The following is a 24693-nucleotide window of genomic DNA, read 5'->3' as shown; positions in this document are numbered from 1 at the left end:
TGCGAGACGGACCGAGCGACCCGGAAGCGTGGGCGGAAGCCGCCTACGCGGACCGCTCGCTGATCACCAGGGTGGGCACGCTGCACGCCGACCAGGCCGAGCCCGACGCCCAGCCCGAGGGACGGCCCACGTCGTCCGCCACGTTGCCGAGCTTGGTCGTGCGGATGCTGCGGCACGGCCGACTCGGCGAGGGACTGTCTCTGCTGGACTTGGGGACGGGTGCCGGCGGGCTCACGGCATACGCCTGTCACCGGTTTGGAGACGCGTGCGTGACGAGTCTGGACGTGGACGCCTACCTAGTCAGCGCGGCGGGCGAACGGCTTGCATCCATGGGCTATCACCCGAAGATGATCACGGCGGACGCCACCGAGCACGTGCCAGGGTCGTACGACCGGATCGTGTCGACAGTGGCACTGTCTCCGGGGCCGGGTCTCCGGGCGGTACTCGGCGCGCTGGAACCCGGCGGGCGGATCGCAACGACGCTCGCGTGCACTTCCCTGATCATCACCGGATGGAAGCACCGGAACGGGGATGTGGTCGGGCAGGTGGAGCGGGATATGGCGGGCTTCATGATCACCCGGTCCGGTGACGACTACCCACCTGCCCTTGCCGACCTGTTCGCTCTCGCCCGCGACGCGAACGGGGAGCAGACGAGCACCGGCCGTTACCCCGTGGTGGACGTGGCGAATGCATGGGAACTCCGTTCCATGCTGGAAGTAACCACGCCAGGCGTCGAACTCGGCTACAAGACCAGCGAGCGGCACAGGACTGCCTACCTGGTACACCCCGACGGTTCATGGGCGCGCGCGTCCGCCGAGTGGATCGACCCGCCCGAGGTGCACCAGAGCGGCCCGCAACGGCTCTGGGATGCGCTGGAACGCATCCGGAACCGACTGAATGCGGAGGGCGCATTGCCGCTACTCGGTGCGCAAGTCCGCATCACGCCCGATGGCGTGTGCCATCTATCCCGTGGTCGATGGCACGTCTCCATGGGCGCCCTGTAAGCCCGGCACACCGCAGTTTCCCCACCCCTGGGTGTGCTGGTCGGTGACGCGGCCCGAGCGTCACCACACCGCCCGTCCGTGTGCTGCCCCCGTGGCGCGCGGGCGGGCTCCGCGCTAGTCGCCCTGGTACTCGTTCTCGCCCCGCTCAACGGGACCGGCAACGAACGACCCCTTGCCCCACCGGGTCTCGACGAGCCCCTTTTCCCGAAGGATGCGCACCGCCCGGCGGGCAGTCTCCCGCGCTACGCCGTGCCGCTCGCACAACTCCGCTTCTGAGGAAATCGGGTCCCCCGGACGCTTGCCCTTGATCTCTTCCGTAAGAGCGTCCAACACATCCATGTAGGGGGCTCGCGGGGCGTGCGGATTCTCGGAGCGCTCGGGCATGGGCAGAGCGTAGACAACGGGCCGATCCTGAGCGACTTAGACGGGCAGATGAGCTAGACAGGTAGACGAGTTAGACGTGTTGGCTTAGCGTGATGCCCCGAACACGAAAACGCCCCGACAGACCGATTAGGCCCGGTCCATCGGGGCTTGCCGAGACAGCTTCAAGGGAGCTGAAACGACCATGCGCGATGGTATCGCCCGCGCCCTTACCTGGGTGCTCTCCGTCTTTACCCCTCGCCGGCCCGGACGCCACAGCGCCGAATACTTCGCCGGACGCACCGCAGTGCCCGAACCCGCCCCCGTAAGCCCGTGGTCCCGCCCGTGGGCCAGGCCGTCCTCTCAGGAAGTCCGAGCCATCTTCAAAGACGAGTGGGCACAAAGATTGCCCGCCGTACAACGTGAACGGCTCTGGGCCAGCCAGTTCGCAGCGCTCGGGGTGGACTACGACTTTCCGACCATGGGTCTCCGCAGCGTCGTGACGCGAGAGAAGGTGGCCGCGTGACCGCCTCTCGATTCGTCGCCGCACTGCTCGGATCCGAACCCGTTCACGAGCCTTCCGGCGCGGCGTGCTGCCGCTGTCACCAGTGGACATACGCACCCGTGGCCGTCCGGCACATCGAGCGCCCGAGCGGCCCTGGAGTGACCCTGTATGCATGCCCGAGCCATGCCGTCGAGTTCACGCACGGTCCTACCTCTGGTGAACTGGAGCGGGGCGCGTGAGCACCGAAGAGTGATCACAAGTCGTCCAACCCGCTGACCACCAACCACCAGGCCCCGCCCGGCACTTCTTGCCAGGCGGGGCTTCAGTTTCGCATCACAGGCCCCACGTTCACGGGGTAGGGTGTGTTTAGTTCTGCTTCCTGTCGGGCAGCCGTGCGTCCGCCCAGGGCCGTGCGTCGTCCAGCCGGCGTCCGGCCACGGAGGCCAGGCGCTGCGCGAGGCGTCGTACGGCGGCGGCGTCGGGGAAGGCGACCGGTGTCAGTTCCAGGCCGCCGCCCCGGTCGACCCAGACCCGGTCCGGGGCGGACACCAGCACGTCGGTGACGTCCTGGTCGGCGAGCAGCGGCTCCAGGGGGCCGGTGCCGACGAGTTCGGACCTCAGGTGTTCGGCCGCGCCGAGCACTTCGGCGTCGCCGAGCACGCGGCCCTGTTCGCGCAGTGCCTGGGCCACCCGCGCGGGGGTGGGTTCGGCGCCGCTTTCCGCCAGCCGGCGCCGGACGCCGTCGAGCAGGGCCGCGCCGTCGGCCCGGCCGAGTCCGGGAAAAGCGCCGGGAGGAGTCATCGCGCGTCTCCCGCCTCGGCCAGGGTCCGCTCCCAGAAGTTCGCGCAGAAGCGGGCCAGGGGGCCGCGTCCGGTCGCTGCGGGCGGTTTCGCCCCGCCCTGCGGGCGGAGCAGCGCCGGTTCGACGGGAACCTGGCCGGCCAGCGGCAGGCCCAGCAGCCCGGCCACCTCCCGGTCGTCGAAGCCGGGCGCGTACGGCCCGCGTACCGCCACCCGCAGGTCGCGTACGACCATGCCGACGGCGGCGGCGACGCGTCCCGCGGCGGCGACCGCCCGCAGTTCGGCGGGGACGACCAGCAACGCCAGGTCGAGCTGGGCGAGGGCTTCGGCGACCCCGTCGTCCAGGTGACGGGGCAGGTCGACCACGACGGTGCCGCCGCGCCGCCGGGCGGCGGCGAGCACCGCGCGGACGGCCTGGTGCGGGACGGCGACGCAGTCGCCGCGGTCCCAGCTGAGCACCCGCAGCGCGTGCAGTTCGGGCAGCGACTCCTCCAGGGCGCCGCCGCCGACCCGGCCGCGCGAGGCGGCGAAGGCGGGCCAGCGCAGTCCCTCGGTGCTCTCGCCGCCGAGGAGTACGTCGAGTCCGCCGCCGAGCGGATCGGCGTCCACGAGCAGGGTGCGCAGTCCCTCGCGCGCGGAGGTGACAGCGAGCGCGCAGGCGAGGGTGGACGCGCCGGCCCCGCCCCGGCCGCCGATCACCCCGACGGTGAGCGCCGGGCGGCCGACGCCCTCGGCGACGTCGGCGATCCGGTCGACCAGCCACTGCTCGCCGTCGGGCAGCATCAGGACGTGGTCGGCGCCGATCTCGACGGCCCGTCGCCACACCCCTGAGTCGTCCTGGTCGCGGCCGACCAGCACCACTCCGCGCCGGCGGCCGGCGCCGCGCACCCGGCGGGCGGCGTCGTCGCCCACCAGGACGAGCGGGGCCGTTTCCCAGCCGCCGCCGCGTTCCGGAACGCCGTGGTGGACCTCGGGCGTGGCACCGGCCGCCGCGCACAGGCGCAGCAGATCGTCCAGCAGTTCGGCGTCCTCGGTGACGATGAGCGGCCGACCGGGCCGGCTTGCCCCGGCGGGCGGCGGGTCATGGGTGACGGTTCCGGTCACGTGTGCTCCCCCTTCGCTGCGTGTTCCGCGCGGACCCCTGCGGTCACGCGATTCCCAGACGTGTGAAGAACCGGCATGCGGCCTCCATATGAGCGGCCGGCAGAAACCGGCCATACGCGCTCCGGCAATGGGAACCGGCCATGAACTCGCCGGCTCGGACCGCGCTGGAATCACGATGGGGCGAAGCTCGAAATCATGTGGATCTTGGTGGAAATCTGTGGACAACTCAGCGGCTGTGAATATTGATGTCACCCATACCGGTGACCCCTGCGCTGATCCCTGTACGACTTCCGCAGAGCAGCCCACTGATTACCCTGAGTAACAGATCATGGGCATGGCGAAACGGCGGCCGAAGCCGCCGGTCCGGAGCCTCGCGACTCCACAGAAAAGAGAAAACCCACCCGGACATGCGACGACCCCCGCCGGGGGGGAGAGCGGGGGTCGTCCCCACGGCCGACTCGGGGGGGGAGGAGTCGGACCGGGTTAGCACGGTCGCGAACGATCCGTGACTTCCATGGTGTACCCGAGAGCCCTCTCAGGCAAACCCACGCGCCCCACCTTACGCCGAATGGTGGGCGCCTATGCTCTGGGTCGTGGAAAACCACTCCTTGCCCCGCGCAGCAGCGTTCTTTGACCTGGACAAGACGGTCATTGCGAAGTCGAGCACGCTCACCTTCAGCAAGTCCTTCTACCAAGGCGGACTGATCAACCGCAGGGCCGCACTGCGTACCGCATACGCCCAGTTCGTCTTCCTGGTCGGTGGCATGGACCACGACCAGATGGAGCGCATGCGCGAGTACCTGTCGACCATGTGCCGCGGCTGGAACGTCCAGCAGGTGCGCGAGATCGTCGCCGAGACGCTGCACGACCTGATCGACCCGATCATCTACGACGAGGCCGCCTCCCTCATCGAGGAGCACCACGCGGCCGGACGCGACGTCGTGATCGTGTCCACCTCGGGCGCGGAGGTGGTCGAGCCGATCGGCGAGCTGCTGGGCGCTGACCGGGTGGTGGCCACGCGCATGGTCGTCGGCCCCGACGGCTGCTTCACCGGGGAGGTGGAGTACTACGCCTACGGCCCGACCAAGGCCGAGGCGGTCCGGGAACTGGCCGCCTCCGAGGGGTACGACCTCGACCGCTGCTACGCCTACAGCGACTCCGCGACCGACCTGCCGATGCTCCAGGAGGTCGGGCACCCGCGCGCCGTGAACCCGGACCGCGCGCTGCGCCGGGAGGCACTCGCGCGCGAGTGGCCGGTTCTGGAGTTCCGCCGGCCCGTGCGCCTGAAGCAGCGGCTGCCCACACTGTCCGTGCCGCCGCGCCCGGCCCTGGTCGCGGCGGCGGCCATAGGCGCAGCCGCCGCGACCGCGGGCCTCGTCTGGTACGCCAACCGGCGCCGCGGCACGGTGTCCTGACCGGCCTCCCGGCCGGTTTCCCGGCTGCCTTCCCGACCACTTTTCCGGACGATTCGACCCCGTTCGAACCTGAAAGTAAAGATGTGGAGGCAGGGGTACCGCTTGCCTCTGGCGTGCAGTACAAAGGATTTAAGGCCCGCGAGACCACAGGACATCCGAGAGGATCACCTACCACTACGCAGTCGGCCCCACGGACCCTTGCATGAACATCGGGCACCCACGCGACGTCGACCCGTCGATTACGGGCCAGCCGCACCAGGTGACGGGCAAAGCACCCCGGCCTGATGGGCGAATATCGAGGACGCCTGGTAACCGGGTGAACATGCCAGCGGCGGTACGAGGACTCGTACCGCCGCAACCCGTTCAGGGGGCGTTTCTCAGGCCGCGCCGCGCTGCAGCGCCTCGCACACCGCCGTCGACTCGCGCACACCCAGCTCGACAGCCTTGCCGCAGTGCGCGATCCAGGCCGCCATGCCCTCGGGGGTCCCGGAGACGTACCCGTCCAGTGCGGCCAGGTAGGAGGCGCGCCCGAGTTCGGCGTACCCCACCTCGGCCGGGCAGACCGACTTGGGGTCCAGGCCGCTCCCGACCAGCACGATCCGCTCGGCCGTGCGCGCGACCAGGCCGTTGTGGGAGACGAAGGGGCGCAGCGCCAGCAGCTCGCCGTGCACCACGGCGGCCGTCACCAGCGCGGGCGCCGAGCTTCCCGCGATGATCAGGTCCGCCAGGCCCTCCAGCCTGCCGGACACCTCCCGGGCGTCCGGCAGCGGCAGCTCGACCAGCGGCTCGTCGACCGCCTCGCCCGCCTGGCGCGGTCGGCCGACCTCGTCGCCCTGGGTCGCGGCGGCCACCAGATGCAGCCGGGCCAGCACCCTGAGGGGCGACTGCCGCCAGATGGAGAGCAGCTGACCCGCCTCCGCGGTCAACCGCAGGGCCGCGCCCATGACGCGCGCCTCGGGGTCGCCACTGAAGTCCGTGCGCCGGCGCACCTCTTCCAGCGCCCAGTCGGCGCCGGACAGCGCCGCGGAGCCGCGGGCGCCACGCAGCGCCGCCTCGGAGGTGATCTCGTTGCTGCGGCGCCGCATGACCCGGTGTCCGTAGACCCGGTCCACGGCCTTGCGCACGGACTCCACGGACTCGGCCACGCCGGGCAGGGAGCCCAGGGCTGCGAGCGGATCGGCGGTCGCGCCTGTCGTACTCATGAGTACGACAGTAGCCACCCCACCGCCCCACCCCACGATGGAGTGGTCTTCTTCACTCGGGCTGCCACGCACAGCTATCACCCGACTACCGTTGGTGAACATGAAAATTGCTTTCGTCGGGAAGGGCGGCAGCGGCAAGACCACGCTCTCCTCCCTCTTCATCCGCCACCTCGCGGCTGCCGGCGCCCCGGTGGTCGCCATCGACGCGGACATCAACCAGCATCTCGGCCCCGCACTCGGCCTCGACGAGGGGGAGGCCGCCGCGCTGCCCGCCATGGGCGAGCGGCTGCCGCTGATCAAGAACCACCTGCGCGGCGGCAATCCGCGCATCGCCTCCGCCGCGACGATGATCAAGACGACCCCGCCCGGCACGGGCTCGCGGGTGGTCCGGGTGCGGGAGCCCAACGCGATCTATGACGCCTGCGCGCGTCCGGTGGAACTCGACGGCGGTGCCGTCCGTTTGATGGTCACGGGCCCCTTCACGGACGCCGACCTGGGGGTCGCCTGCTACCACTCCAAGACGGGAGCGGTGGAGCTGTACCTGAACCACCTCGTCGACGGCCCCGACGAGTACGTCGTGGTCGACATGACGGCGGGTTCGGACTCCTTCGCCTCCGGCATGTTCACCCGCTTCGACATGACGTTCCTCGTCGCCGAGCCGACCCGAAAGGGGGTCTCCGTCTACCGCCAGTACAAGGAGTACGCCCGCGACTTCGGGGTCGCCCTGAAGGTCGTCGGCAACAAGGTCCAGGCGCAGGACGACATCGACTTCCTCCGCGCAGAGGTCGGGGACGACCTGCTCGTGACGGTCGGGCACTCGGACTGGGTGCGCGCCATGGAGAAGGGCCGCCCGCCCCGGTTCGACCTCCTGGAAGAGACCAACTCCCGTGCGCTGCAGGCCCTTCGGGCCGCCACCGATGCCACGTACGAGCTGCGGGACTGGGAGCGCTACACCCGGCAGATGGTGCACTTCCACCTGAAGAACGCCGAGGCGTGGGGCAACGAGCGCACCGGGGCCGACCTGGCGGCGCAGGTCGACCCCGGGTTCGTGCTCGGCGAGGACATCGACGAGGGCGTGGCGGCTCCCGCCTGACGGCTGCCGCTCGCCGCTCGCCGCTTACTGCCTGTCCGCCGGCGCCCCGGGCACGCCCTTCGGTGCCGGGGCCGGGCGGCCGGAGAGGAAGGACGCCCAGCCCTGCCTGGGGGCCTCGCCCACGTTCAGGGTGCGCATCTTCTGAAGGACCTGCGGGTCCTGGGCGTCCAGCCAGTCGACGAGCTGATGGAAGGAGACACACCGCACGTCCGGCTTGTTGCACACCTCCTTCACCACGTCCTCGACGGCACGCATGTAGGTGCCGCCGTTCCAGGACTCGAAGTGGTTGCCGATGATCAGGGGCGCGCGGTTGCCGTCGTAGGCCCGGTAGAAGCCCTTGATCAGACCGTCCCGCATCTGGTCGCCCCAGTCGGCGAACTTGTCGGGGTCACCCTGGGTCTTGGTGCCGGACTGGTTGACCATGAAGTTGTAGTCCATGGTCAACTGCTCATAGGTGTGCCCGGGGAAAGGCACCAGCTGCATCGACAGGTCCCACAAGCCGTCCTTCTTCTTGGGCCAGACCTGGTTGTTGACGCCGCTGGAGTCATAGCGGAAACCGAGCCGGCGGGCCGCCTTCATGAAGTTCCTCTGCCCTTCCAGGCAGGGGGTGCGGGCGCCGATCAGCTCCTTGTCGTAGTCGAAGGGCAGCGGCGACGACTTCTTCATGCCGGTGTTGGTCTTCCAGGACTTCACGAACTGCTTGGCCTGGGCGATCTCGCTCAGCCACTCGTCCACCGACCAGGTGCCGACCCCGCCGTCGGGGCCGCAGAAGTGGCCGTTGAAGTGGGTGCCGATCTCGTTGCCCTCCAGCCAGGCCAGCCGTACCTGCTTGAGGGTGTCGGCGATGCCCTGCTCGTCGTTGAAGCCGATGTCGGAGCGGCCCGGCGAGTGCTGCGGTGGCCTGTACAGGTCGCGTTTCTCCTCCGGCAGCATGTACACACCGCTGAGGAAGTACGTCATGGTCGCGTGGTTCTCCTTGGCGACCTTGCGGAAGTGCGAGAACAGCTTCTGACTGTCCTCGCCCGCCCCGTCCCAGGAGAACACCACGAACTGCGGGGGCTTCTGACCGGACTTCAGCCGCTCCGGTCCGGGCAGATGCGGCTGCGCGCCGGTGTACGCGGTGGACCCGTCGCCGATCAGCCGGACGGCACTGTTCTTCTGCGGGCCCGGCGCCCCTTCCTTGGAGCCGTCGCCGCTCGCGCAACCGGCGAGCGGCGCGGCACAGGCCGCGGCGACCACGGCGCCGACGGCGATCCTCTTGGTGGCGGCCATGTTCCGCCCACCTACTTCCTTCTCTCAGACAAACGCTGACGAGGGCCTTTTCTGGTGATGTGCCGGGTTGCGCCGACAGCGCCGTCAAGGTCGCACGGGACCGAGAAGGAATTAGTACGACAAGCCGATAAAATGACTAATTCATCCATCTGAGGCAACGGCTACGCCTTTTGCGACAAAAAGCCATGCGAGACCTTTACTCCGCATTGCGAGTCATTTACGGACTAACCGACATGGGACCGGTGAGCGGCTCTACGGCAGACAGGTCTACACCAATTTTCCGGCCCGCCCTTGTCACCAGCCCCCGCGTCTGATGAGCTGTGGCCTGGGACACAACGGACACCCCAGGAACACAACGGACACCCTGGGAAAGGGAGATGTCGTGAGCAACGAGAGCCTGGCCAACCTGCTCAAGGAAGAACGCAGGTTCGCGCCGCCCGCCGACCTGGCCGCGCACGCCAATGTCACCGCGGAGGCGTACGAACAGGCCAAGGCTGACAGGCTCGGCTTCTGGGCGGAGCAGGCCCGGCGGCTGACCTGGGCCAAGGAACCGACCAAGACGCTGGACTGGTCGAACCCGCCCTTCGCGAAGTGGTTCAAGGACGGCGAGCTGAACGTCGCCTACAACTGCGTGGACCGGCATGTGGAGGCCGGGCACGGGGACCGAGTCGCCATCCACTTCGAGGGCGAGCCCGGCGACAGCCGCGCCATCACCTACGCGGAGCTGAAGGACGAGGTCTCCAAGGCCGCCAACGCCCTGCTGGAACTGGGAGTTCGCAAGGGCGACCGGGTCGCGATCTACATGCCGATGATCCCCGAGACCGCGATCGCGATGCTGGCCTCGGCCCGGATCGGCGCCGCGCACTCGGTCGTCTTCGGCGGCTTCTCGGCGGACGCGCTCGCGACCCGCATCGAGGACGCGGACGCCAAGGTCGTCATCACCGCCGACGGCGGCTACCGGCGCGGCAAGCCGGCCGCGCTGAAGCCCGCCGTGGACGAGGCGATCGAGAAGGTCGACAACGTCGAGCACGTGCTCGTGGTGCGCCGTACCGGGCAGGACGTGGCCTGGACCGAGGGGCGGGACTTCTGGTGGCACGACCTGGTCGAGCGCCAGTCGGCCGAGCACACCCCCGAGGCGTTCGAGGCGGAGCACCCGCTGTTCATCCTCTACACCTCCGGTACGACGGGTAAGCCGAAGGGCATCCTGCACACCTCCGGCGGCTACCTCACGCAGGCGGCGTACACGCACTGGGCGGTGTTCGACCTCAAGCCCGAGACGGACGTGTTCTGGTGCACGGCCGACGTCGGCTGGGTCACCGGGCACTCGTACATCGTCTACGGGCCGCTGGCCAACGGCGCGACCCAGGTGATGTACGAGGGCACGCCGGACACCCCGCACCAGGGCCGGTTCTGGGAGATCGTGCAGAAGTACAAGGTCACGATCCTCTACACCGCGCCGACCGCGATCCGGACGTTCATGAAGTGGGGCGACGACATCCCCGCTAAGTTCGACCTGAGCAGCCTGCGCGTCCTGGGTTCCGTCGGCGAGCCCATCAACCCCGAGGCGTGGATCTGGTACCGCAAGCACATCGGCGCCGACAAGACGCCGATCGTGGACACCTGGTGGCAGACCGAGACCGGCGCGATGATGATCTCGCCGCTGCCCGGTGCCACCGAGACCAAGCCCGGCTCGGCCCAGCGCCCGCTGCCCGGCATCAGCGCCACCGTCGTCGACGACGAGGCGAACGAGGTGCCCGACGGCGGCGGCGGTTACCTCGTCCTGACCGAGCCGTGGCCGTCGATGCTGCGCACCATCTGGGGCGACGACCAGCGCTTCCTCGACACCTACTGGGCGCGCTTCGAGGGCAAGTACTTCGCCGGCGACGGCGCGAAGAAGGACGACGACGGGGACATCTGGCTCCTCGGCCGCGTGGACGACGTGATGCTCGTGTCCGGGCACAACATCTCCACCACCGAGGTGGAGTCGGCGCTCGTCTCGCACCCCTCGGTCGCCGAGGCGGCCGTCGTCGGTGCCACCGACGAGACCACCGGCCAGGCGATCGTCGCCTTCGTCATCCTGCGCGGTACGGCCTCGGAGGACGACAGCCTGATCGCGTCCCTGCGCGACCATGTCGGCGCCACGCTCGGCCCGATCGCCAAGCCCAAGCGGATCCTGCCGGTGGCGGAACTGCCGAAGACCCGCTCCGGCAAGATCATGCGCCGCCTGCTGCGGGACGTGGCCGAGAACCGGCAGCTCGGTGACGTCACCACGCTGACCGACTCCACGGTCATGGACCTCATCCAGACCAAGCTCCCGGCGGCGCCGAGCGAGGACTAGGGCGTACGGCAGGACCACGGCGTACGACAGAAGGGGCGCCCGGCGCAGAACACGCCGGGCGCCCCCTTTGTGCATAACGTACGGATAACCGGATGCATCCCACGGCAACCTTAGGTAAACTAAGCAAAGTCCAACGTGAAAAGACCCTCAAGGTGTGCCGGGAAGTCTGGTCGGCAAGCGTTCCGCCCTGCCCACCGACCCGGAGGTCCCCGCCGTGGCCGCGCCCCGCACCCCCGCCCCCGCCCCCGCCCCCGCCCGCAAGGTCCTCGGACGCCTGTCGCTGCCCGAGCGGACCTTCGTGGCGGACGCGCTGCGCACCGAGACCGTCGGCGGCGTCCTGCTGCTCGTCGCCGCCGTCGCGGCGCTGATCTGGGCGAACGTCCCCGCCATGCGAGGCAGCTACGAGACCGTCAGCCACTTCCACTTCGGCCCGGACGCCCTCGGTCTGCGCCTGTCCGCCGCCCACTGGGCAGCCGACGGGCTCCTCGCCGTGTTCTTCTTCGTCGCCGGCATCGAGCTCAAGCGTGAGCTGGTCGCCGGTGACCTGCGCAACCCCAGGGCCGCCGCGCTGCCCGTGGTGGCGGCGCTGTGCGGCATGGCCGTACCGGCGCTCGTCTACACCCTCACCAACCTCACCGGGCACGGCTCCGGGCAGGGCTGGGCGGTGCCCACCGCGACCGACATCGCCTTCGCGCTCGCCGTCCTCGCGGTCATCGGCACCTCGCTGCCCAGCGCCCTGCGCGCCTTCCTGCTGACGCTCGCGGTCGTCGACGACCTGTTCGCGATCCTGATCATCGCGGTGTTCTTCACCGACCGGATCCACTTCGCCGCGCTCGGCGGGGCCGCCGCCGGGCTGCTGGTCTTCTGGCTGCTGCTGCGCAAGGGCGTGTGCGGCTGGTACGTGTACGTGCCGCTGGCCCTGGTGATCTGGGCACTGATGTACAACAGCGGCGTGCACGCCACCATCGCGGGCGTCGCGATGGGCCTGATGCTGCGCTGCACCACCCGGGAGGGCGAGGAGCACTCGCCGGGCGAGCACATCGAGCATCTGGTCCGCCCGCTGTCGGCCGGGCTGGCCGTCCCCCTGTTCGCGCTGTTCAGCGCGGGGGTGCCGGTCTCCGGCGGGGCGCTCGCGGACGTGGTCACGAAGCCGGAGACGCTCGGCGTGGTGCTCGGCCTGGTCGTCGGCAAGGCGGCCGGCATCTTCGGTGGCACCTGGCTGACCGCCCGCTTCACCCACGCCGAGCTCAGTGAGGAACTGGAGTGGGCCGACATCTTCGCGGTGGCGACCCTCGCCGGTATCGGCTTCACGGTCTCGCTGCTCATCGGCGAACTGGCCTTCGAGGGCGACGCCGTCCTGACCGGCGAGGTGAAGGCGGCCGTCCTCACCGGCTCGCTGATCGCGGCCGTGTGCGCGACGGTGCTGCTGAAGATACGTAACGCCAAGTACCGCAGGCTGTGCGCGGATGAGGAACGCGACGAGGACCTCGATGGCATCCCGGACATCTACGAGCAGGACAACCCGGCGTACCACCTGCGCATGGCCGAGATCCACGAGCGCAAGGCCGCCGAGCACCGGCGCATCGCCGCCGAGCAGGCCGCCGCGGCCCGCCACGGGCTTGCGGAAGTGCCGGGCGGGGCAGGCGAGGAGAACGGCCGTCCGGCATGATCTGACGAGACGGTACAGAACAAGACGGCACACATGCGGCACGAGAGACCTCTTAGGGAGAACGCGATGAGCGCACCCGACGGCAGCCCGGTCGGCGCCGAACGCAGCATCGGCCAGCTGTTCGCCTCGGCGACGACCGACTTGTCGGCACTGGTGCACGACGAGATCGCGCTGGCCAAGGCCCAGCTCAAGCAGGACGTGAAGCGTGGCGCGATGAGCGGCGGCGCCTTCACGATGGCCGGTGCGGTGCTGGTGTTCTCCCTGCCGATGCTCAACTTCGCGCTGGCGTACGGCATCCGGACCTGGACCCACTGGAACCTGGCGATCTGCTTCGTGCTGTCCTTCGCGGCCAACGTGCTCGTCGCCCTCCTCCTCGGGCTCATCGGCGTGGCGCTCGCGAAGAAGGCCAAGAAGAGCAAGGGCCCGCAGAAGGTGGCCGCGTCGATGAAGGAGACGGCGGGCGTCCTGCAGAACGCCAGGCCGCACCCGCGCCCGGAGCTGCTGGAGGACAAAACCCGCGAAGCCATCGAGGCTGTGGCACGCTCGTCGTCATGACGGACCCCACCGCCCCCTCGGTCGTACGCATCGACATTCCCGGTGGGCACAAGGTGACGCACCGGGACGTCGCCGCCAATGGCGCCCGCTTCCACATCGCCGAACTCGGCGACGGCCCCCTGGTGCTGCTGCTGCACGGGTTCCCGCAGTTCTGGTGGACCTGGCGGCACCAGCTGGTCGCGCTCGCCGACGCCGGCTACCGGGCGGTGGCGATGGACCTGCGCGGCGTCGGCGGCAGTGACCGCACCCCGCGCGGGTACGACCCCGCCAACCTCGCCCTGGACGTCACCGGCGTGATCCGCTCCCTCGGCGAGCCGGACGCCGCGCTGGTCGGCCATGACCTCGGCGGCTACCTGGCGTGGACGGCCGCGGCGATGCGGCCCAAGCTCGTACGGCGGCTCGCGGTCGTCTCGATGCCGCATCCGCGGCGCTGGCGAGCCGCGATGCTGCGGGACGCCCGGCAGACGGCCGCCAACTCCTACATCTGGGGCTTCCAGCGCCCGTGGATCCCGGAGCGGCAGCTGACCGCCGACGGCGGCGCGCTGGTGGGCCGGCTGATCCGGGAGTGGTCCGGGCCGCGGGCGCCGGAGGACGAGGCGGTGGAGGCATACCAGCGGGCCATGTGCATCCCGTCCACCGCGCACTGCTCGATCGAGCCGTACCGCTGGCTGGTGCGTTCGCTGGCCCGCCCCGACGGCTTCCAGTTCAACCGCAGGATGAAGCGGCCGGTGCGGGTGCCCACGCTGCATCTGCACGGCTCCCTCGATCCGGTGACCCGGACGCGCAGCGCGGCCGGCTCGGGCGAGTACGTCGAAGCCCCGTACCGCTGGCGGCTGTTCGACGGCCTGGGCCACTTCCCTCATGAAGAGGACCCGGTGGCGTTCTCCACGGAACTGGTCAACTGGCTGAAGGATCCTGAGCCTGACAGGTGACCGGTTGAATGCGTGGAGTATCCGGTTCCTGGACAGTTGTCCCTCGAACGGCCACATGCCTGCCGCATAGGCCAATTGGGGGGGCCGGAGGCGGTTATCGACCTTGGGGCAGGGGCAGACGTCGGGGTATGGGCTGGACGCACGACTACAGTGACGCACCCCGCAACCGCCGCTCGGCCTCGGGTCTGAGCATGCCTCAGCGAGGCACCCCGCAGCTCGCGGACGGCGACCTGCGGGTGGGGATTTCGCGCATCCTGCGGCGCCGGGCCCGCTGGGTCTCGGTACGCCTGCGTCACCCACGCGGCTGAACCGGCGCCGACCGTCCCACCCCGCAACCCGCTTACAGGGCGCAGCTGTCGGTGCCCACCTGCTCGTCGGCCGTGCGCCCGCGGTCGGCGTCCGACCGGATCTCGTCCGCCGTCAGGGCGTAGCCGGTCTGGGCGTCGTCGAGGGACTTGGCGAACACCACGCCGTACACCTTGCCGTCGGGCGTGAGCAGCGGGCCGCCGGAGTTGCCCTGGCGGACGGTCGCGTACAGCGAGTAGACGTCGCGGCGGACGGTGCCGCGGTGGTAGATGTCCGGGCCGTTGGCCGTGATGCGCTGGCGCACGCGCGCGGCGCGCACGTCGTACCCGCCGTTCTCCGGGAAGCCCGCGACGATCGCGCCGTCGCCACCGGTCGCGTCCCGCGGGGCGAACTTGAGGGCGCGTGTCTCCAGACCCGGTACGTCGAGGACGGCGATGTCACGCTTCCAGTCGTACAGGACGACCTTGGCGTCGTACCTGCGGCCGATGCCGCCTATCTGCACGGTGGGCTCGTTGACGCCGCCGACGACGTGCGCGTTGGTCATGACGCGGTGGTCGGCGAAGACGAACCCGGTGCCCTCCAGGACCTTGCCGCAGCTCTGCGCGGTGCCGGTGACCTTGACGATGGAGCGCTGGGCGCGGGCGGCGACCGGGCTGCCGGCGAGGGCCGGGTCGGGCGGCCGGACGTCGGTGATCGGCTCGTTGGCGAAGGGGCTGAAGACCTGCGGGAAGCCGTTCTGGGCGAGGACCGAGGAGAAGTCGGCGAACCACGTGTTGGCCTGCGCGGGCAGCACCCGGGAGACGCCGAGGAGCACCTTGGAGCCGCGGACCTCCTTGCCGAGCGTCGGCAGGGTCGTACCCGCGAGGGCCGAGCCGATCAGCCAGGCCACCAGGAGCATCGCCACGACGTTGACCAGCGCGCCGCCGGTGGCGTCCAGGGCGCGGGCCGGGGACCAGGTGATGTAGCGGCGCAGTTTGTTGCCGAGGTGGGTGGTCAGGGCCTGCCCGACAGAGGCGCAGACGATGACGACGACCACGGCAACAATCGCGGCGGTGGTGCCGACCTCCGCGTTGTCGGTCACGGCGTCCCAGATGACGGGCAGCGTGTACACGGCGACCAGGCCGCCGCCCATGAAGCCGATCACCGACAGGATGCCGACGACGAAGCCCTGGCGGTATCCGACGACCGCGAACCAGGCAGCCGCGACCAGCAGCAGGATGTCCAGCACGTTCACGGGTTCACCCTGTCATGAGCGCCAGTCGATCGGGACCTGCTTCTCCCTGTCCCAGGGGCGCTCCCAGCCCGCGAAATGCAGCAGGCGGTCGATCACTCCGGCCGTGAAGCCCCACACCAGTGCCGATTCGACCAGGAATGCCGGGCCTCGGTGGCCGCCGGGGGAGACGGTGGTGGCGCGGTTGCCGGGGTCCGTGAGATCCGCCACGGGGACCGTGAAGACCCGGGCGGTCTCGTTCGGGTCGACGACGCCGACCGGGCTGGGCTCTTTCCACCAGCCGAGCACGGGGGTGACGACGAAACCGCTGACCGGGATGTACAGGGCGGGCAGGACGCCGAAGAGCTGGACGCCGGCCGGGTCGAGCCCGGTCTCCTCCTCCGCCTCGCGCAGGGCGGCCCTGAGCGGCCCGTCGCCCTTCGGGTCGCCGTCCTCGGGGTCGAGGGCGCCGCCGGGGAAGGAGGGCTGGCCGGCGTGCGAGCGCAGGGAGCCGGCGCGCTCCATGAGCAGCAGCTCGGGGCCGCTCTCGCCCTCGCCGAACAGGATCAGCACCGCCGACAGCCGCCCGGAGCCGTTCTTCGGCGGCAGGAAGCGGCTGAGCTGTATCGGCTCGACGGTCTCCACCGCCTGCACGACCGGGTCCAGCCAGCCCGGCAGCCCCTCCTTGCTGAGCGCCACCGAACCGCGCTGCGCACCGCTCGTACGACCCGTGCCCGCATGGCCTGTGCCCGTCTGGCTCGTGTGCGTCATGGCCACCCCCGTCCTGCCGTGTCCAACGCCCGAGGGCATCGAGATCGTTCCGTCACGCGGCCCCCAGTGGCGGCGCCGCCTTGCCGCCCGCGTCGAGGTAGGCCTGCGGCGGGTTCAGCCGCTGGCCGGGGTAGCCGCCCTTCTCGTACTTGAGGAGCTTCTTCGCCTTCTCCGGGTCCGTCTCCCCCTCGCCGTAGGCGGGGCAGAGCGGGGCGATGGGGCAGGCGCCGCAGGCGGGCTTGCGGGCGTGGCAGATCCGGCGGCCGTGCCAGATCACGTGGTGGGACAGGTCGGTCCAGTCGCTCTTCGGGAACAGCGCGCCGACGGCCGCCTCGATCTTGTCCGGGTCGGTCTCGCCGGTCCACTGCCAGCGCCGTACGAGCCGCTGGAAGTGCGTGTCGACGGTGATCCCGGGCCGCCCGAAGGCGTTGCCGAGCACGACGAAGGCGGTCTTGCGGCCGACGCCGGGCAGCTTGACCAGGTCCTCCAGCCTGCCGGGGACCTCGCCGCCGAAGTCCTCGGTGAGGGCCTTGGAGAGCCCTATCACCGACTTCGTCTTGGCCCGGAAGAACCCGCACGGGCGGAGGATCTCCTCGACCTCCTCCGGGTTGGCGGCGGCCAGGTCCTCGGGGGTGGGGTACTTCGCGAAGAGCGCCGGGGTCGTCTGGTTGACCCGCAGGTCGGTGGTCTGGGCCGAGAGGACCGTGGCGACCAGCAGCTGGAAGGGGTTCTCGAAGTCCAGCTCGGGGTGGGCGTAGGGATACACCTCGGCGAGTTCGCGGTTGATCCGGCGGGCACGGCGGACCAGGGCGGTGCGGGACTCGTTGGCAGCCGGCTTTTTGCGAGGTACCTTTTGTTCAGATTTCAGGCTTTTATTACTTCCGCTGGAGCCTTGTTCGCCCACAGCGGAATCGCGACGTACAACCACCCGCCCAGCCCCCTTGGCCTGTGTTCTCACCGGCGATTTGGACACCCGGCCAGCCTAAAGCCCGGCACCGACATCCGCCCCGGACCCGGAAGATCAGCCCCCGATTGGACCCCTGCCGCTTACCCCGGGACACCTGTACGGCATCCTTGTGACAGATCACACTGTTTGGACCGTCCGGCAAAATGGGGAACACGGTCCCCTGGTACCAAGGGGGAGCAAGATCCCCTGAGCAGGTCGACAAGGAGAGAACTCGTGGACGACGTTCTGCGGCGCAACCCGCTCTTCGCGGCTCTCGACGACGAGCAGTCCGCGGAGCTTCGCGCCTCCATGAGTGAGGTGACCCTCGCACGTGGCGACTCCCTGTTCCACGAGGGCGACCCGGGCGACCGGCTCTACGTCGTCACCGAGGGCAAGGTCAAGCTGCACCGGACCTCCCCCGACGGCCGCGAGAACATGCTCGCCGTCGTCGGCCCCGGCGAGCTGATCGGCGAGCTGTCCCTCTTCGACCCGGGCCCGCGCACGGCGACCGCCACCGCGCTGACCGAGGTCAAGCTGCTGGGCCTGGGCCACGGCGACCTCCAGCCCTGGCTGAACGCCCGCCCCGAGGTGGCCACCGCACTGCTGCGCGCCGTCGCCCGCCGACTGCGCAAGACCAACGACGCCATGTCCGACCTGGTCTTCTCCGACGTCCCCGGCCGCGTGGCCCGCGCCCTGCTGGATCTGTCGCGCCGCTTCGGCGTGCAGTCCGAGGAGGGCATCCACGTCGTCCACGACCTCACGCAGGAGGAGCTGGCCCAGCTGGTCGGCGCGTCCCGCGAGACCGTGAACAAGGCGCTGGCGGACTTCGCCCAGCGCGGTTGGCTCCGCTTGGAGGCGCGGGCGGTCATCCTGCTGGACGTGGAGCGGCTGGCCAAGCGGTCCCGCTGACCCTGGCCGTGACCGTACGGACTGTTTGACGCGGACCGGCGCCGAAAATGCGCCGTGCTTCCGCGTCACACAGGGCACAGTGAGCGCATGCCCGAACCCCCCGTCCCGCACGGCCTCGACAACCAGGGCTTCATCGAGCGCGAAGGCTCCCTCGCGCGCGTGCCGCCCGTTTTCCGCCCCGTCGTGGCCACCGCGCGCGACCGGGTGCTGGACGCCTTCGGGGCGCGGCTGCACAGCGCGTACCTCTACGGGTCGATTCCACGCGGCACCGCGCGCGTGGGACGCAGCGACCTGGACCTGCTGGTCGCCCTGCGCGAGGAGCCGACGGACGCCGACCGGGATGCGGTCCGTGCCCTCGGCGAGGCGCTCGACGAGGAGTTCCCGCAGATCGACGGCGTCGGCACCCTGCTGTACGGCCGGGACCGGCTGCTGAGCGAGCTGGAGCGGTACGACCTCGGGTGGTTCGTCGCCTGCCTGTGCACCCCGCTGCTCGGGGACGACCTCGCCGAGTACCTGCCCCGCTACCGCCCCGACTCCCTGCTCGCCCGCGAGACCAACGGCGACCTCGCGCGGTGGCTGCCTCGCTGGCGGGAGCGGATCGCGGCGGCGGAGGACACCGAGGAGGCCCGGCGACCGCTCGTGCGCTTCATGTCCCGCCACCTCGTCCGCACCGGGTTCACCCTCGTCATGCCCCGCTGGAACGGCTGGACGAGCGATCTGCGCGAGATGGCCGAGGTCTTCGGCGCGTACTACCCACAGCGGGCCGCTCAGCTGCGTACGGCGGCGGAGTACGGCCACGAGCCCGTCGGCGACCCGGACGTCCTGCGGTCGTACGTCGACGACCTGGGCCCCTGGCTCGCGACGGAGTACGCGCGCGTGCACGGCGTGAAGGCCCCGCGCCCGGAGGACCAGCCCGTTCCTGGCCCAGACGCAGGCTGACGTACACCCGTACTCAGCCCTCGCTGAGCAGAAGCGGAGCTAGATCAGCCCGTGCTCGCGCAGATAGTCCAGCTGGGCCCGGACCGACAGCTCCGCCGCCGGCCACAGAGAGCGGTCCACGTCGGCGTACACATGGGCGACGACCTGGGCCGGGGTGCGGTAGCCGTCCTCGACGGCCGTCTCGACCTGGGCCAGGCGGTGGGCGCGGTGGGCGAGGTAGAACTCGACCGCGCCCTGGGCGTCCTCCAGGACCGGCCCGTGGCCCGGCAGGACGGTGTGGACGCCGTCGTCGACCGTCAGGGAACGCAGACGGCGCAGGGAGTCCAGATAGTCGCCGAGACGGCCGTCCGGGTGCGCCACGACCGTCGTACCGCGGCCGAGGATGGTGTCGCCGGTCAGCACCGCCCGGTCGGCCGGGAGATGGAAGCACAGCGAGTCCGCGGTGTGCCCGGGGGTCGGTACGACCCTCAGCTCCAGGCCGCCGACCGTGACCACGTCCCCGGCGGCGAGGCCCTCGTCGCCGAGCCGCAGCGCGGGATCGAGGGCACGCACGCGCGTGCCGGTCAGTTCGGCGAAACGGGCGGCGCCCGCCGCGTGGTCGGGGTGGCCGTGGGTGAGCAGGGTGAGGGCCACGCGCCTGCCGGCTTTCTCGGCCGTCGCGACGACATGGCGCAGGTGGCCGTCGTCCAGCGGGCCCGGGTCGATCACCACGGCCAGCTCGGAGTCGGGCTCGGCGACTATCCAGGTGTTGGTGCCGTCCAGGGTCATCGCGGAGGCGTTGGGGGCCAGCACGTTGACGGACCGTTCGGTGGCGGGGCCGGAGAGGACACCGCCCCGGGGCTGGCCGGGGAGGGCTGCTGCGTCGGTCATGCGGGGCCACCCCCGGTCGTCGGAGCACCGGTCGCCGGAGCGGTCGGGACGTGCTTGGTGAACTCGTCGTGCCCCGGCCAGGACAGCACGATCTCGCCGTCCGCGAGGCGGGCCTGCGCGAGCACCGGCGTCATGTCGCGCGCGGGCGCGGCGGCGAGGGCCTCGGCGGCCGTCGGGTACGGCAGCAGCTGGCGCAGCGTGGCGATGGTGGGCGGCATCATCAGCAGCTCGCCCTTGTCGTACCCGGCGGCGGCCTCCGCGGGGCGGATCCACACCGTGCGGTCGGCCTCCGTGGAGACGTTGCGGGTGCGCTGCCCCTCGGGGAGCACGGCGACGAAGAACCAGGTGTCGTAGCGGCGCGACTCGAACTCCGGGGTGATCCAGCGGGTCCAGGCGCCCAGCAGGTCCGAGCGCAGCACCAGGCCCCGGCGGTCCAGGAACTCGGCGAAGGACAGCTCGCGCGCGACCAGGGCGGCCCGGTCGGCCTCCCAGTCGTCCCCGGTGGTGTCGCCGACCACCGAGTCGGGGTCGGGTCCGGCGAGCAGGACGCCCGCCTCCTCGTAGGTCTCCCGCACGGCCGCGCAGACGATCGCCTGGGCACCGGTCTCGTCGACGCCCAGGCGTTCTGCCCACCACGCGCGCGCGGGGCCCGCCCAGCGGACCTGGCGTTCGTCGTCGCGCGGATCGACACCGCCGCCGGGATACGCGTACGCGCCTCCGGCGAAGGCCATGGAGGCGCGTCTGCGCAGCATGTGGATGGCAGGGCCGGCGGGGGTGTCCTTCAGGAGCAGCACCGTGGCCGCGCGCTTGGGGGACACCGGCGTGAGGGTGCCGTCCGCGAGCGCGCGGATGCGCTCGGGCCATTCCTGGGGGTACCACTGCCCATTCGCCATGGCCGGAGGCTATCCCGTATAGGGCGAATGTTCGAGAGGTGCCCGAGGTCGGTGGGGCCTCAGTGAGCGAGCGGGCTACTGGGCCAGCTCGACCTGGATCTCGACCTCCACCGGCGCGTCCAGCGGGAGCACCGCGACACCCACCGCGCTGCGGGCGTGCACGCCCTTGTCGCCGAGGACCTCGCCGAGCAGCTCGCTGGCGCCGTTGACGACACCGGGCTGCCCGGTGAAGTCGGACGCCGAGGCGACGAAGCCGACGACCTTCACCACGCGCGCGATGCGGTCCAGGTCGCCGACGACGGACTTCACGGCGGCCAGTGCGTTCAGCGCGCAGGTGCGGGCCAGCTCCTTGGCCTCCTCCGGCGTGACCTCGGCACCCACCTTGCCGGTGACCGGCAGCTTGCCCTCCACCATCGGCAGTTGGCCGGCGGTGTACACGTACACGCCGGACTGCACGGCCGGCTGGTACGCGGCCAGCGGCGGTACGACCTCCGGCAGGGTCAGGCCCAGTTCGGCCAGCTTTTCCTCGACCGCGCTCATGCCTGCTTCTCCCGCTTCAGGTAGGCCACGAGCTGCTCCGGGTTCGGCCCGGGCACGACCTGGACGAGCTCCCAGCCGTCCTCGCCCCAGGTGTCCAGAATCTGCTTCGTGGCATGGACGAGCAGCGGCACGGTTGCGTATTCCCACTTGGTCATGGGGCTGACTGTAGCCGCTGTCGTCCACCGGGCATGTGCCGGACATGTGGCCGGTCACGACCGTGGTCGTGCCGTGACTGGGCTGCGTTGTGTCGCGGTTGCTCCCCGCTTGTCCCGCAGTTGTCCACAGCCTCCAGCACGGCCGTCGGCCGGACTGGTTAGGCTCGAAGACGTGAGCAGGCTCCAGGTCGTCAGCGGCAAGGGCGGGACCGGAAAGACGACGGTCGCCGCCGCCCTCGCGCTGGCCCTCGCGACCGAGGGGAAGCGGACGCTTCTCGTGGAGGTCGAGGGCCGGCAGGGCATCGCACAACTTTTCGAAACCGACGCACTGCCCTACGAGGAGCGGAAGATCGCCGTCGCTCCCGGGGGCGGCGAGGTGTACGCGCTGGCCATCGATCCCGAACTGGCCCTTCTGGACTATCTCCAGATGTTCTACAAGCTCGGCGGCGCGGGCCGGGCCCTGAAGAAGCTCGGTGCCATCGACTTCGCCACCACCATCGCGCCCGGCCTGCGGGACGTCCTGCTCACCGGCAAGGCGTGCGAGGCGGTGCGCCGCAAGGACAAGCGCGGGCGGTTCGCGTACGACTACGTCGTCATGGACGCCCCGCCGACCGGCCGGGTCACCCGCTTCCTCAACGTCAACGACGAGGTGGCGGGGCTCGCGAAGATCGGCCCGATACACAATCAGGCGCAAGCCGTGATGCGGGTGCTGAAGTCACCGGAGACGGCGGTGCACCTGGTGACGCTGCTGGAGGAGATGCCGGTCCAGGAGACCGCCGACGGCATCGCCGAACTCCACGCGGCACGGCTGCCGGTGGGCCGCGTCATCGTGAACATGGTCCGGCCCCAGGTGTTGGACGCGGCCGACCTGGAACTCGTACGGACCGTGGAGCGTTCCTCTGTCGCACGGGCTCTGTCGGCGGCCGGTCTGGGCGGGGCCCGGCGCGGCGGGCACGCGGAGCGGCTGGTGGACCCGCTGCTGGAGCAGGCCGCCGAGTACGCCGAGCGGCACGCGCTGGAGCAGGAACAGCGAGCGGCCCTCGGCGAGCTGGACCTGCCACTGCACGAACTGCCGCTGTTCTCGGAGGGCATGGACCTGGCGGGCCTGTACGAACTCGCCATCGAGCTGCGGAAGCAGGGGTTGTCATGAGCGCGGACGAGACCACGACGGAGGACACCGCCCGCCCTCACCTCTCCCCCGCGCGCGTGCTCGACGTCGACGCACTGCTGGACGACCCGAAGACCCGGATCGTGGTGTGCTGCGGCTCGGGCGGGGTGGGCAAGACGACGACCGCGGCGGCCCTGGGGCTGCGGGCGGCCGAGCGGGGCCGCAAGGTGGTCGTGCTCACCATCGACCCGGCCAAGCGGCTCGCCCAGTCGATGGGCATCGACTCCCTGGACAACGTGCCGCGCCGGGTGAAGGGCACCGACGGTGACGGCGAGCTGCACGCCATGATGCTCGACATGAAGCGCACCTTCGACGAGGTCGTGGAGGCGCACGCGGACGCCGAGCGGGCGGCGGCGATCCTGGCCAACCCCTTCTACCAGTCGCTCTCGGCGGGCTTCGCGGGCACGCAGGAGTACATGGCGATGGAGAAGCTGGGGCAGCTGCGGGCGAAGGACGAGTGGGACCTGATCATCGTCGACACCCCGCCGTCCCGCTCGGCGCTGGACTTCCTGGACGCGCCCAAGCGGCTCGGCTCCTTCCTGGACGGCCGCCTCATCCGCCTCCTGACGGCCCCGGCGAAGCTGGGCGGACGCGCGGGGATGGCGTTCCTCAACGTCGGCATGTCGATGATGACCGGCACGCTGGGCAAGCTGCTGGGCGGTCAGCTCCTGAAGGACGTCCAGACGTTCGTGGCCGCGATGGACACCACGTTCGGCGGCTTCCGCACGCGCGCGGACGCCACGTACAAGCTGCTTCAGGCGCCCGGTACGGCGTTCCTGGTGGTGGCGGCCCCGGAGCGGGACGCGCTGCGCGAGGCGGCGTACTTCGTGGAGCGGCTGGCCGCGGAGGACATGCCGCTGGTGGGGCTGGTGCTCAACCGGGTGCACGGCAGCGGCGCGGGCCGGCTGTCGGCCGAGCGGGCGCTCGCCGCCGCGGAAAATCTTGAGGACCCCCGCATTGTGGATCAGTGGGACGGGAAAGCTGGACTTCGTAACTCTCCCGACACGTACGGCAGTTCACAATCTCCAGCACCTGGCTCCGCAGCCGGGGACACGGCCGAGGCCGAGGCCGAGGCTCCCGAGGAAGGCTCCCCCGCCGACACGGAGCACTCCGTGCCTCCTCGCTCCGTGGACCAGCTCGCCGCGGGCCTGCTCAGGCTGCACGCCGAGCGCATGCAGCTACTCTCGCGCGAGCAACGCACCCGCGACCGCTTCACCGCCCGCCACCCCGAGGTGGCGGTGGTCGAAGTACCCGCACTGCCCGGCGACGTACACGACCTCACGGGCCTGCGCGACATCGGAACCCGGCTCGCGGCCGGGCGGCCGGAGCTGCCGTAGGCGCGGGCAGAGTTGCCGTAGGCACAGGCGGACCGGCGTTTTCCGAGGGCGATGCCCTCAGCTCACCGCCGCGTAGTTCTCGTACACCTCGTCGCTGTCGAGGGGCACGATCCCGGCGCCCCGCTCGTACTCCGAGCGGGCCGTCTCCAGCAGCCTGCGCCAGGAGCTCACCGTGGGCCGTCTGCGCAGCAGCGCGCGGCGCTCCCGCTCCGTCATGCCTCCCCACACGCCGAACTCGACGCGATTGTCCAGCGCGTCGGCCAGGCACTCGGTGCGTACCGGACATCCGGTGCACACCGCCTTGGCCCTGTTCTGCGCTGCTCCCTGAACGAACAGTTCATCCGGATCAGTAGTGCGGCAGGCAGCCTGCGCACTCCAGTCGGTTACCCAGCCCATACCG

24 protein-coding genes and 1 pseudogene are annotated in these 24693 nt (G+C 70.6%); 12 read left to right on the top strand and 13 right to left on the bottom strand.

Features of this window, described 5'->3' with window-relative positions; genetic code table 11:
- Window positions 1-143: 143 nt before the first annotated feature.
- A complete protein-coding gene (locus ACWD35_RS25465) occupies window positions 144-1004 on the top strand; it encodes a methyltransferase domain-containing protein (RefSeq protein ID WP_451353742.1) in 861 nt (286 codons plus the stop codon).
- Window positions 1005-1118: 114 nt separating this feature from the next.
- On the opposite strand, the gene ACWD35_RS25460 is transcribed toward ACWD35_RS25465, so the two are convergent.
- From ACWD35_RS25460 to ssd, 3 genes and pseudogenes are all read right to left on the bottom strand, one after another.
- Window positions 1119-1388 carry a GntR family transcriptional regulator gene (locus ACWD35_RS25460; protein WP_451353603.1) on the bottom strand — a complete coding sequence of 90 codons (270 nt, stop codon included), beginning with the start codon at window positions 1386-1388 and terminating at the stop codon, window positions 1119-1121.
- 851 nt (window positions 1389-2239) lie between these two features.
- Window positions 2240-2670, bottom strand: a pseudogene (locus ACWD35_RS25455) (ATPase, T2SS/T4P/T4SS family); the annotation flags it as partial.
- On the bottom strand, window positions 2667-3773 hold the full coding sequence (gene ssd / locus ACWD35_RS25450; protein WP_451353602.1) for a septum site-determining protein Ssd: 1107 nt from the start codon (window positions 3771-3773) through the stop codon (window positions 2667-2669). The gene ssd and the pseudogene ACWD35_RS25455, both read right to left, overlap by 4 nt.
- A gap of 581 nt (window positions 3774-4354) precedes the next feature.
- Here ssd and ACWD35_RS25445 point away from each other — a divergent pair.
- Window positions 4355-5188: an HAD family hydrolase gene (locus ACWD35_RS25445; protein ID WP_451353601.1), complete on the top strand. Its 834-nt coding sequence runs from the start codon at window positions 4355-4357 to the stop codon at window positions 5186-5188.
- 377 nt (window positions 5189-5565) lie between these two features.
- On the opposite strand, the gene ACWD35_RS25440 is transcribed toward ACWD35_RS25445, so the two are convergent.
- Entirely contained in the window at window positions 5566-6390 is an 825-nt protein-coding gene (locus ACWD35_RS25440; RefSeq protein WP_451353600.1) for an oxidoreductase, read from the bottom strand.
- A 100-nt stretch (window positions 6391-6490) separates the two neighbouring features.
- Between ACWD35_RS25440 and ACWD35_RS25435 the strand changes: the two genes are divergently transcribed.
- A complete protein-coding gene (locus tag ACWD35_RS25435; RefSeq protein ID WP_451353599.1) occupies window positions 6491-7483 on the top strand; it encodes an ATP-binding protein in 993 nt (330 codons plus the stop codon).
- A 24-nt stretch (window positions 7484-7507) separates the two neighbouring features.
- Here ACWD35_RS25435 and ACWD35_RS25430 read toward each other — a convergent pair whose 3' ends face one another.
- Window positions 7508-8755 carry a hypothetical protein gene (locus ACWD35_RS25430; protein ID WP_451353598.1) on the bottom strand — a complete coding sequence of 416 codons (1248 nt, stop codon included), beginning with the start codon at window positions 8753-8755 and terminating at the stop codon, window positions 7508-7510.
- A 382-nt stretch (window positions 8756-9137) separates the two neighbouring features.
- Here ACWD35_RS25430 and acs point away from each other — a divergent pair, with 382 nt between their 5' ends.
- The 5 genes from acs (at window position 9138) to ACWD35_RS25405 (ending at window position 14557) form a co-directional block, all read left to right on the top strand.
- Window positions 9138-11093 carry an acetate--CoA ligase gene (acs, locus tag ACWD35_RS25425; RefSeq protein WP_451353597.1) on the top strand — a complete coding sequence of 652 codons (1956 nt, stop codon included), beginning with the start codon at window positions 9138-9140 and terminating at the stop codon, window positions 11091-11093.
- 214 nt (window positions 11094-11307) lie between these two features.
- Complete coding sequence (nhaA, locus tag ACWD35_RS25420) at window positions 11308-12762, top strand: Na+/H+ antiporter NhaA (protein WP_451353741.1); 1455 nt, start codon at window positions 11308-11310, stop codon at window positions 12760-12762.
- 66 nt (window positions 12763-12828) lie between these two features.
- The gene (locus tag ACWD35_RS25415) at window positions 12829-13317 is read left to right on the top strand and encodes a phage holin family protein (protein ID WP_451353596.1); all 489 of its coding nucleotides are present in this window, start codon (window positions 12829-12831) and stop codon (window positions 13315-13317) included.
- The gene (locus ACWD35_RS25410) at window positions 13314-14249 is read left to right on the top strand and encodes an alpha/beta fold hydrolase (protein ID WP_451353595.1); all 936 of its coding nucleotides are present in this window, start codon (window positions 13314-13316) and stop codon (window positions 14247-14249) included. Before ACWD35_RS25415 ends, ACWD35_RS25410 begins: the two co-directional genes overlap by 4 nt.
- 128 nt (window positions 14250-14377) lie before the next feature.
- Window positions 14378-14557 (top strand): hypothetical protein, encoded by a 180-nt coding sequence (locus tag ACWD35_RS25405; protein ID WP_451353594.1) that lies wholly within the window; start codon window positions 14378-14380, stop codon window positions 14555-14557.
- Window positions 14558-14589: 32 nt separating this feature from the next.
- On the opposite strand, the gene ACWD35_RS25400 is transcribed toward ACWD35_RS25405, so the two are convergent.
- From ACWD35_RS25400 to nth, 3 genes are read right to left on the bottom strand one after another with little or no spacing between them, the layout of a single operon-like run.
- A complete protein-coding gene (locus tag ACWD35_RS25400) occupies window positions 14590-15789 on the bottom strand; it encodes a MarP family serine protease (protein WP_451353593.1) in 1200 nt (399 codons plus the stop codon).
- Between the two features lie 12 nt (window positions 15790-15801).
- Window positions 15802-16536, bottom strand: coding sequence for an NUDIX hydrolase (locus tag ACWD35_RS25395; RefSeq protein ID WP_451353592.1), 735 nt, complete (start codon window positions 16534-16536; stop codon window positions 15802-15804).
- A 52-nt stretch (window positions 16537-16588) separates the two neighbouring features.
- Window positions 16589-17404 carry an endonuclease III gene (nth, locus tag ACWD35_RS25390; RefSeq protein ID WP_451353740.1) on the bottom strand — a complete coding sequence of 272 codons (816 nt, stop codon included), beginning with the start codon at window positions 17402-17404 and terminating at the stop codon, window positions 16589-16591.
- A 312-nt stretch (window positions 17405-17716) separates the two neighbouring features.
- Between nth and ACWD35_RS25385 the strand changes: the two genes are divergently transcribed.
- Together ACWD35_RS25385 and ACWD35_RS25380 are read left to right on the top strand one after the other, a co-directional pair.
- On the top strand, window positions 17717-18391 hold the full coding sequence (locus tag ACWD35_RS25385) for a Crp/Fnr family transcriptional regulator (RefSeq protein WP_018547939.1): 675 nt from the start codon (window positions 17717-17719) through the stop codon (window positions 18389-18391).
- Between the two features lie 87 nt (window positions 18392-18478).
- Entirely contained in the window at window positions 18479-19330 is an 852-nt protein-coding gene (locus ACWD35_RS25380) for a nucleotidyltransferase domain-containing protein (protein WP_451353591.1), read from the top strand.
- 39 nt (window positions 19331-19369) lie between these two features.
- On the opposite strand, the gene ACWD35_RS25375 is transcribed toward ACWD35_RS25380, so the two are convergent.
- The 4 genes from ACWD35_RS25375 to ACWD35_RS25360 all read right to left on the bottom strand — a co-directional run bounded on the left by ACWD35_RS25375 (window position 19370) and on the right by ACWD35_RS25360 (window position 21788).
- Complete coding sequence (locus ACWD35_RS25375; RefSeq protein ID WP_451353590.1) at window positions 19370-20200, bottom strand: MBL fold metallo-hydrolase; 831 nt, start codon at window positions 20198-20200, stop codon at window positions 19370-19372.
- Window positions 20197-21093: an NUDIX hydrolase gene (locus ACWD35_RS25370; RefSeq protein WP_451353589.1), complete on the bottom strand. Its 897-nt coding sequence runs from the start codon at window positions 21091-21093 to the stop codon at window positions 20197-20199. The genes ACWD35_RS25375 and ACWD35_RS25370 overlap by 4 nt, the downstream gene beginning before the upstream one ends.
- 75 nt (window positions 21094-21168) lie before the next feature.
- A complete protein-coding gene (locus ACWD35_RS25365; protein ID WP_451353588.1) occupies window positions 21169-21633 on the bottom strand; it encodes a RidA family protein in 465 nt (154 codons plus the stop codon).
- Window positions 21630-21788 carry a DUF4177 domain-containing protein gene (locus tag ACWD35_RS25360; protein WP_009189813.1) on the bottom strand — a complete coding sequence of 53 codons (159 nt, stop codon included), beginning with the start codon at window positions 21786-21788 and terminating at the stop codon, window positions 21630-21632. Before ACWD35_RS25360 ends, ACWD35_RS25365 begins: the two co-directional genes overlap by 4 nt.
- Before the next feature lie 172 nt (window positions 21789-21960).
- On the opposite strand from ACWD35_RS25360, the gene ACWD35_RS25355 reads away from it, so the two are divergent.
- A complete protein-coding gene (locus ACWD35_RS25355; RefSeq protein WP_451353587.1) occupies window positions 21961-22938 on the top strand; it encodes an ArsA family ATPase in 978 nt (325 codons plus the stop codon).
- Complete coding sequence (locus ACWD35_RS25350; protein WP_451353586.1) at window positions 22935-24293, top strand: ArsA family ATPase; 1359 nt, start codon at window positions 22935-22937, stop codon at window positions 24291-24293. The genes ACWD35_RS25355 and ACWD35_RS25350 overlap by 4 nt, the downstream gene beginning before the upstream one ends.
- Before the next feature lie 57 nt (window positions 24294-24350).
- Here the strand turns inward: ACWD35_RS25350 and wblA are convergent, their stop codons facing one another.
- Window positions 24351-24689 (bottom strand): transcriptional regulator WblA, encoded by a 339-nt coding sequence (wblA, locus tag ACWD35_RS25345; RefSeq protein WP_451353585.1) that lies wholly within the window; start codon window positions 24687-24689, stop codon window positions 24351-24353.
- Between the last annotated feature and the right edge of the window lie 4 nt (window positions 24690-24693).

It is taken from the genome of Streptomyces sp. NPDC002671 (genome assembly GCF_053592475.1).
This window is presented reverse-complemented; position numbering and strand designations above follow the sequence as displayed.

What these genes read in the sequence shown, in the direction of transcription:
- ACWD35_RS25460 (WP_451353603.1), bottom strand. Translation starts at nt 1,388, where the DNA reads ATGCCCGAGCGCTCCGAGAATCCGCACGCCCCGCGAGCCCCCTACATG.
- ACWD35_RS25445 (WP_451353601.1), top strand. Translation starts at nt 4,355, where the DNA reads ATGCTCTGGGTCGTGGAAAACCACTCCTTGCCCCGCGCAGCAGCGTTC.
- ACWD35_RS25440 (WP_451353600.1), bottom strand. Translation starts at nt 6,390, where the DNA reads ATGAGTACGACAGGCGCGACCGCCGATCCGCTCGCAGCCCTGGGCTCC.
- ACWD35_RS25435 (WP_451353599.1), top strand. Translation starts at nt 6,491, where the DNA reads ATGAAAATTGCTTTCGTCGGGAAGGGCGGCAGCGGCAAGACCACGCTC.
- ACWD35_RS25430 (WP_451353598.1), bottom strand. Translation starts at nt 8,755, where the DNA reads ATGGCCGCCACCAAGAGGATCGCCGTCGGCGCCGTGGTCGCCGCGGCC.
- ACWD35_RS25415 (WP_451353596.1), top strand. Translation starts at nt 12,829, where the DNA reads ATGAGCGCACCCGACGGCAGCCCGGTCGGCGCCGAACGCAGCATCGGC.
- ACWD35_RS25410 (WP_451353595.1), top strand. Translation starts at nt 13,314, where the DNA reads ATGACGGACCCCACCGCCCCCTCGGTCGTACGCATCGACATTCCCGGT.
- ACWD35_RS25405 (WP_451353594.1), top strand. Translation starts at nt 14,378, where the DNA reads ATGGGCTGGACGCACGACTACAGTGACGCACCCCGCAACCGCCGCTCG.
- ACWD35_RS25395 (WP_451353592.1), bottom strand. Translation starts at nt 16,536, where the DNA reads ATGACGCACACGAGCCAGACGGGCACAGGCCATGCGGGCACGGGTCGT.
- ACWD35_RS25380 (WP_451353591.1), top strand. Translation starts at nt 18,479, where the DNA reads ATGCCCGAACCCCCCGTCCCGCACGGCCTCGACAACCAGGGCTTCATC.
- ACWD35_RS25375 (WP_451353590.1), bottom strand. Translation starts at nt 20,200, where the DNA reads ATGACCGACGCAGCAGCCCTCCCCGGCCAGCCCCGGGGCGGTGTCCTC.
- ACWD35_RS25370 (WP_451353589.1), bottom strand. Translation starts at nt 21,093, where the DNA reads ATGGCGAATGGGCAGTGGTACCCCCAGGAATGGCCCGAGCGCATCCGC.
- ACWD35_RS25365 (WP_451353588.1), bottom strand. Translation starts at nt 21,633, where the DNA reads ATGAGCGCGGTCGAGGAAAAGCTGGCCGAACTGGGCCTGACCCTGCCG.
- ACWD35_RS25360 (WP_009189813.1), bottom strand. Translation starts at nt 21,788, where the DNA reads ATGACCAAGTGGGAATACGCAACCGTGCCGCTGCTCGTCCATGCCACG.
- ACWD35_RS25350 (WP_451353586.1), top strand. Translation starts at nt 22,935, where the DNA reads ATGAGCGCGGACGAGACCACGACGGAGGACACCGCCCGCCCTCACCTC.
- wblA (WP_451353585.1), bottom strand. Translation starts at nt 24,689, where the DNA reads ATGGGCTGGGTAACCGACTGGAGTGCGCAGGCTGCCTGCCGCACTACT.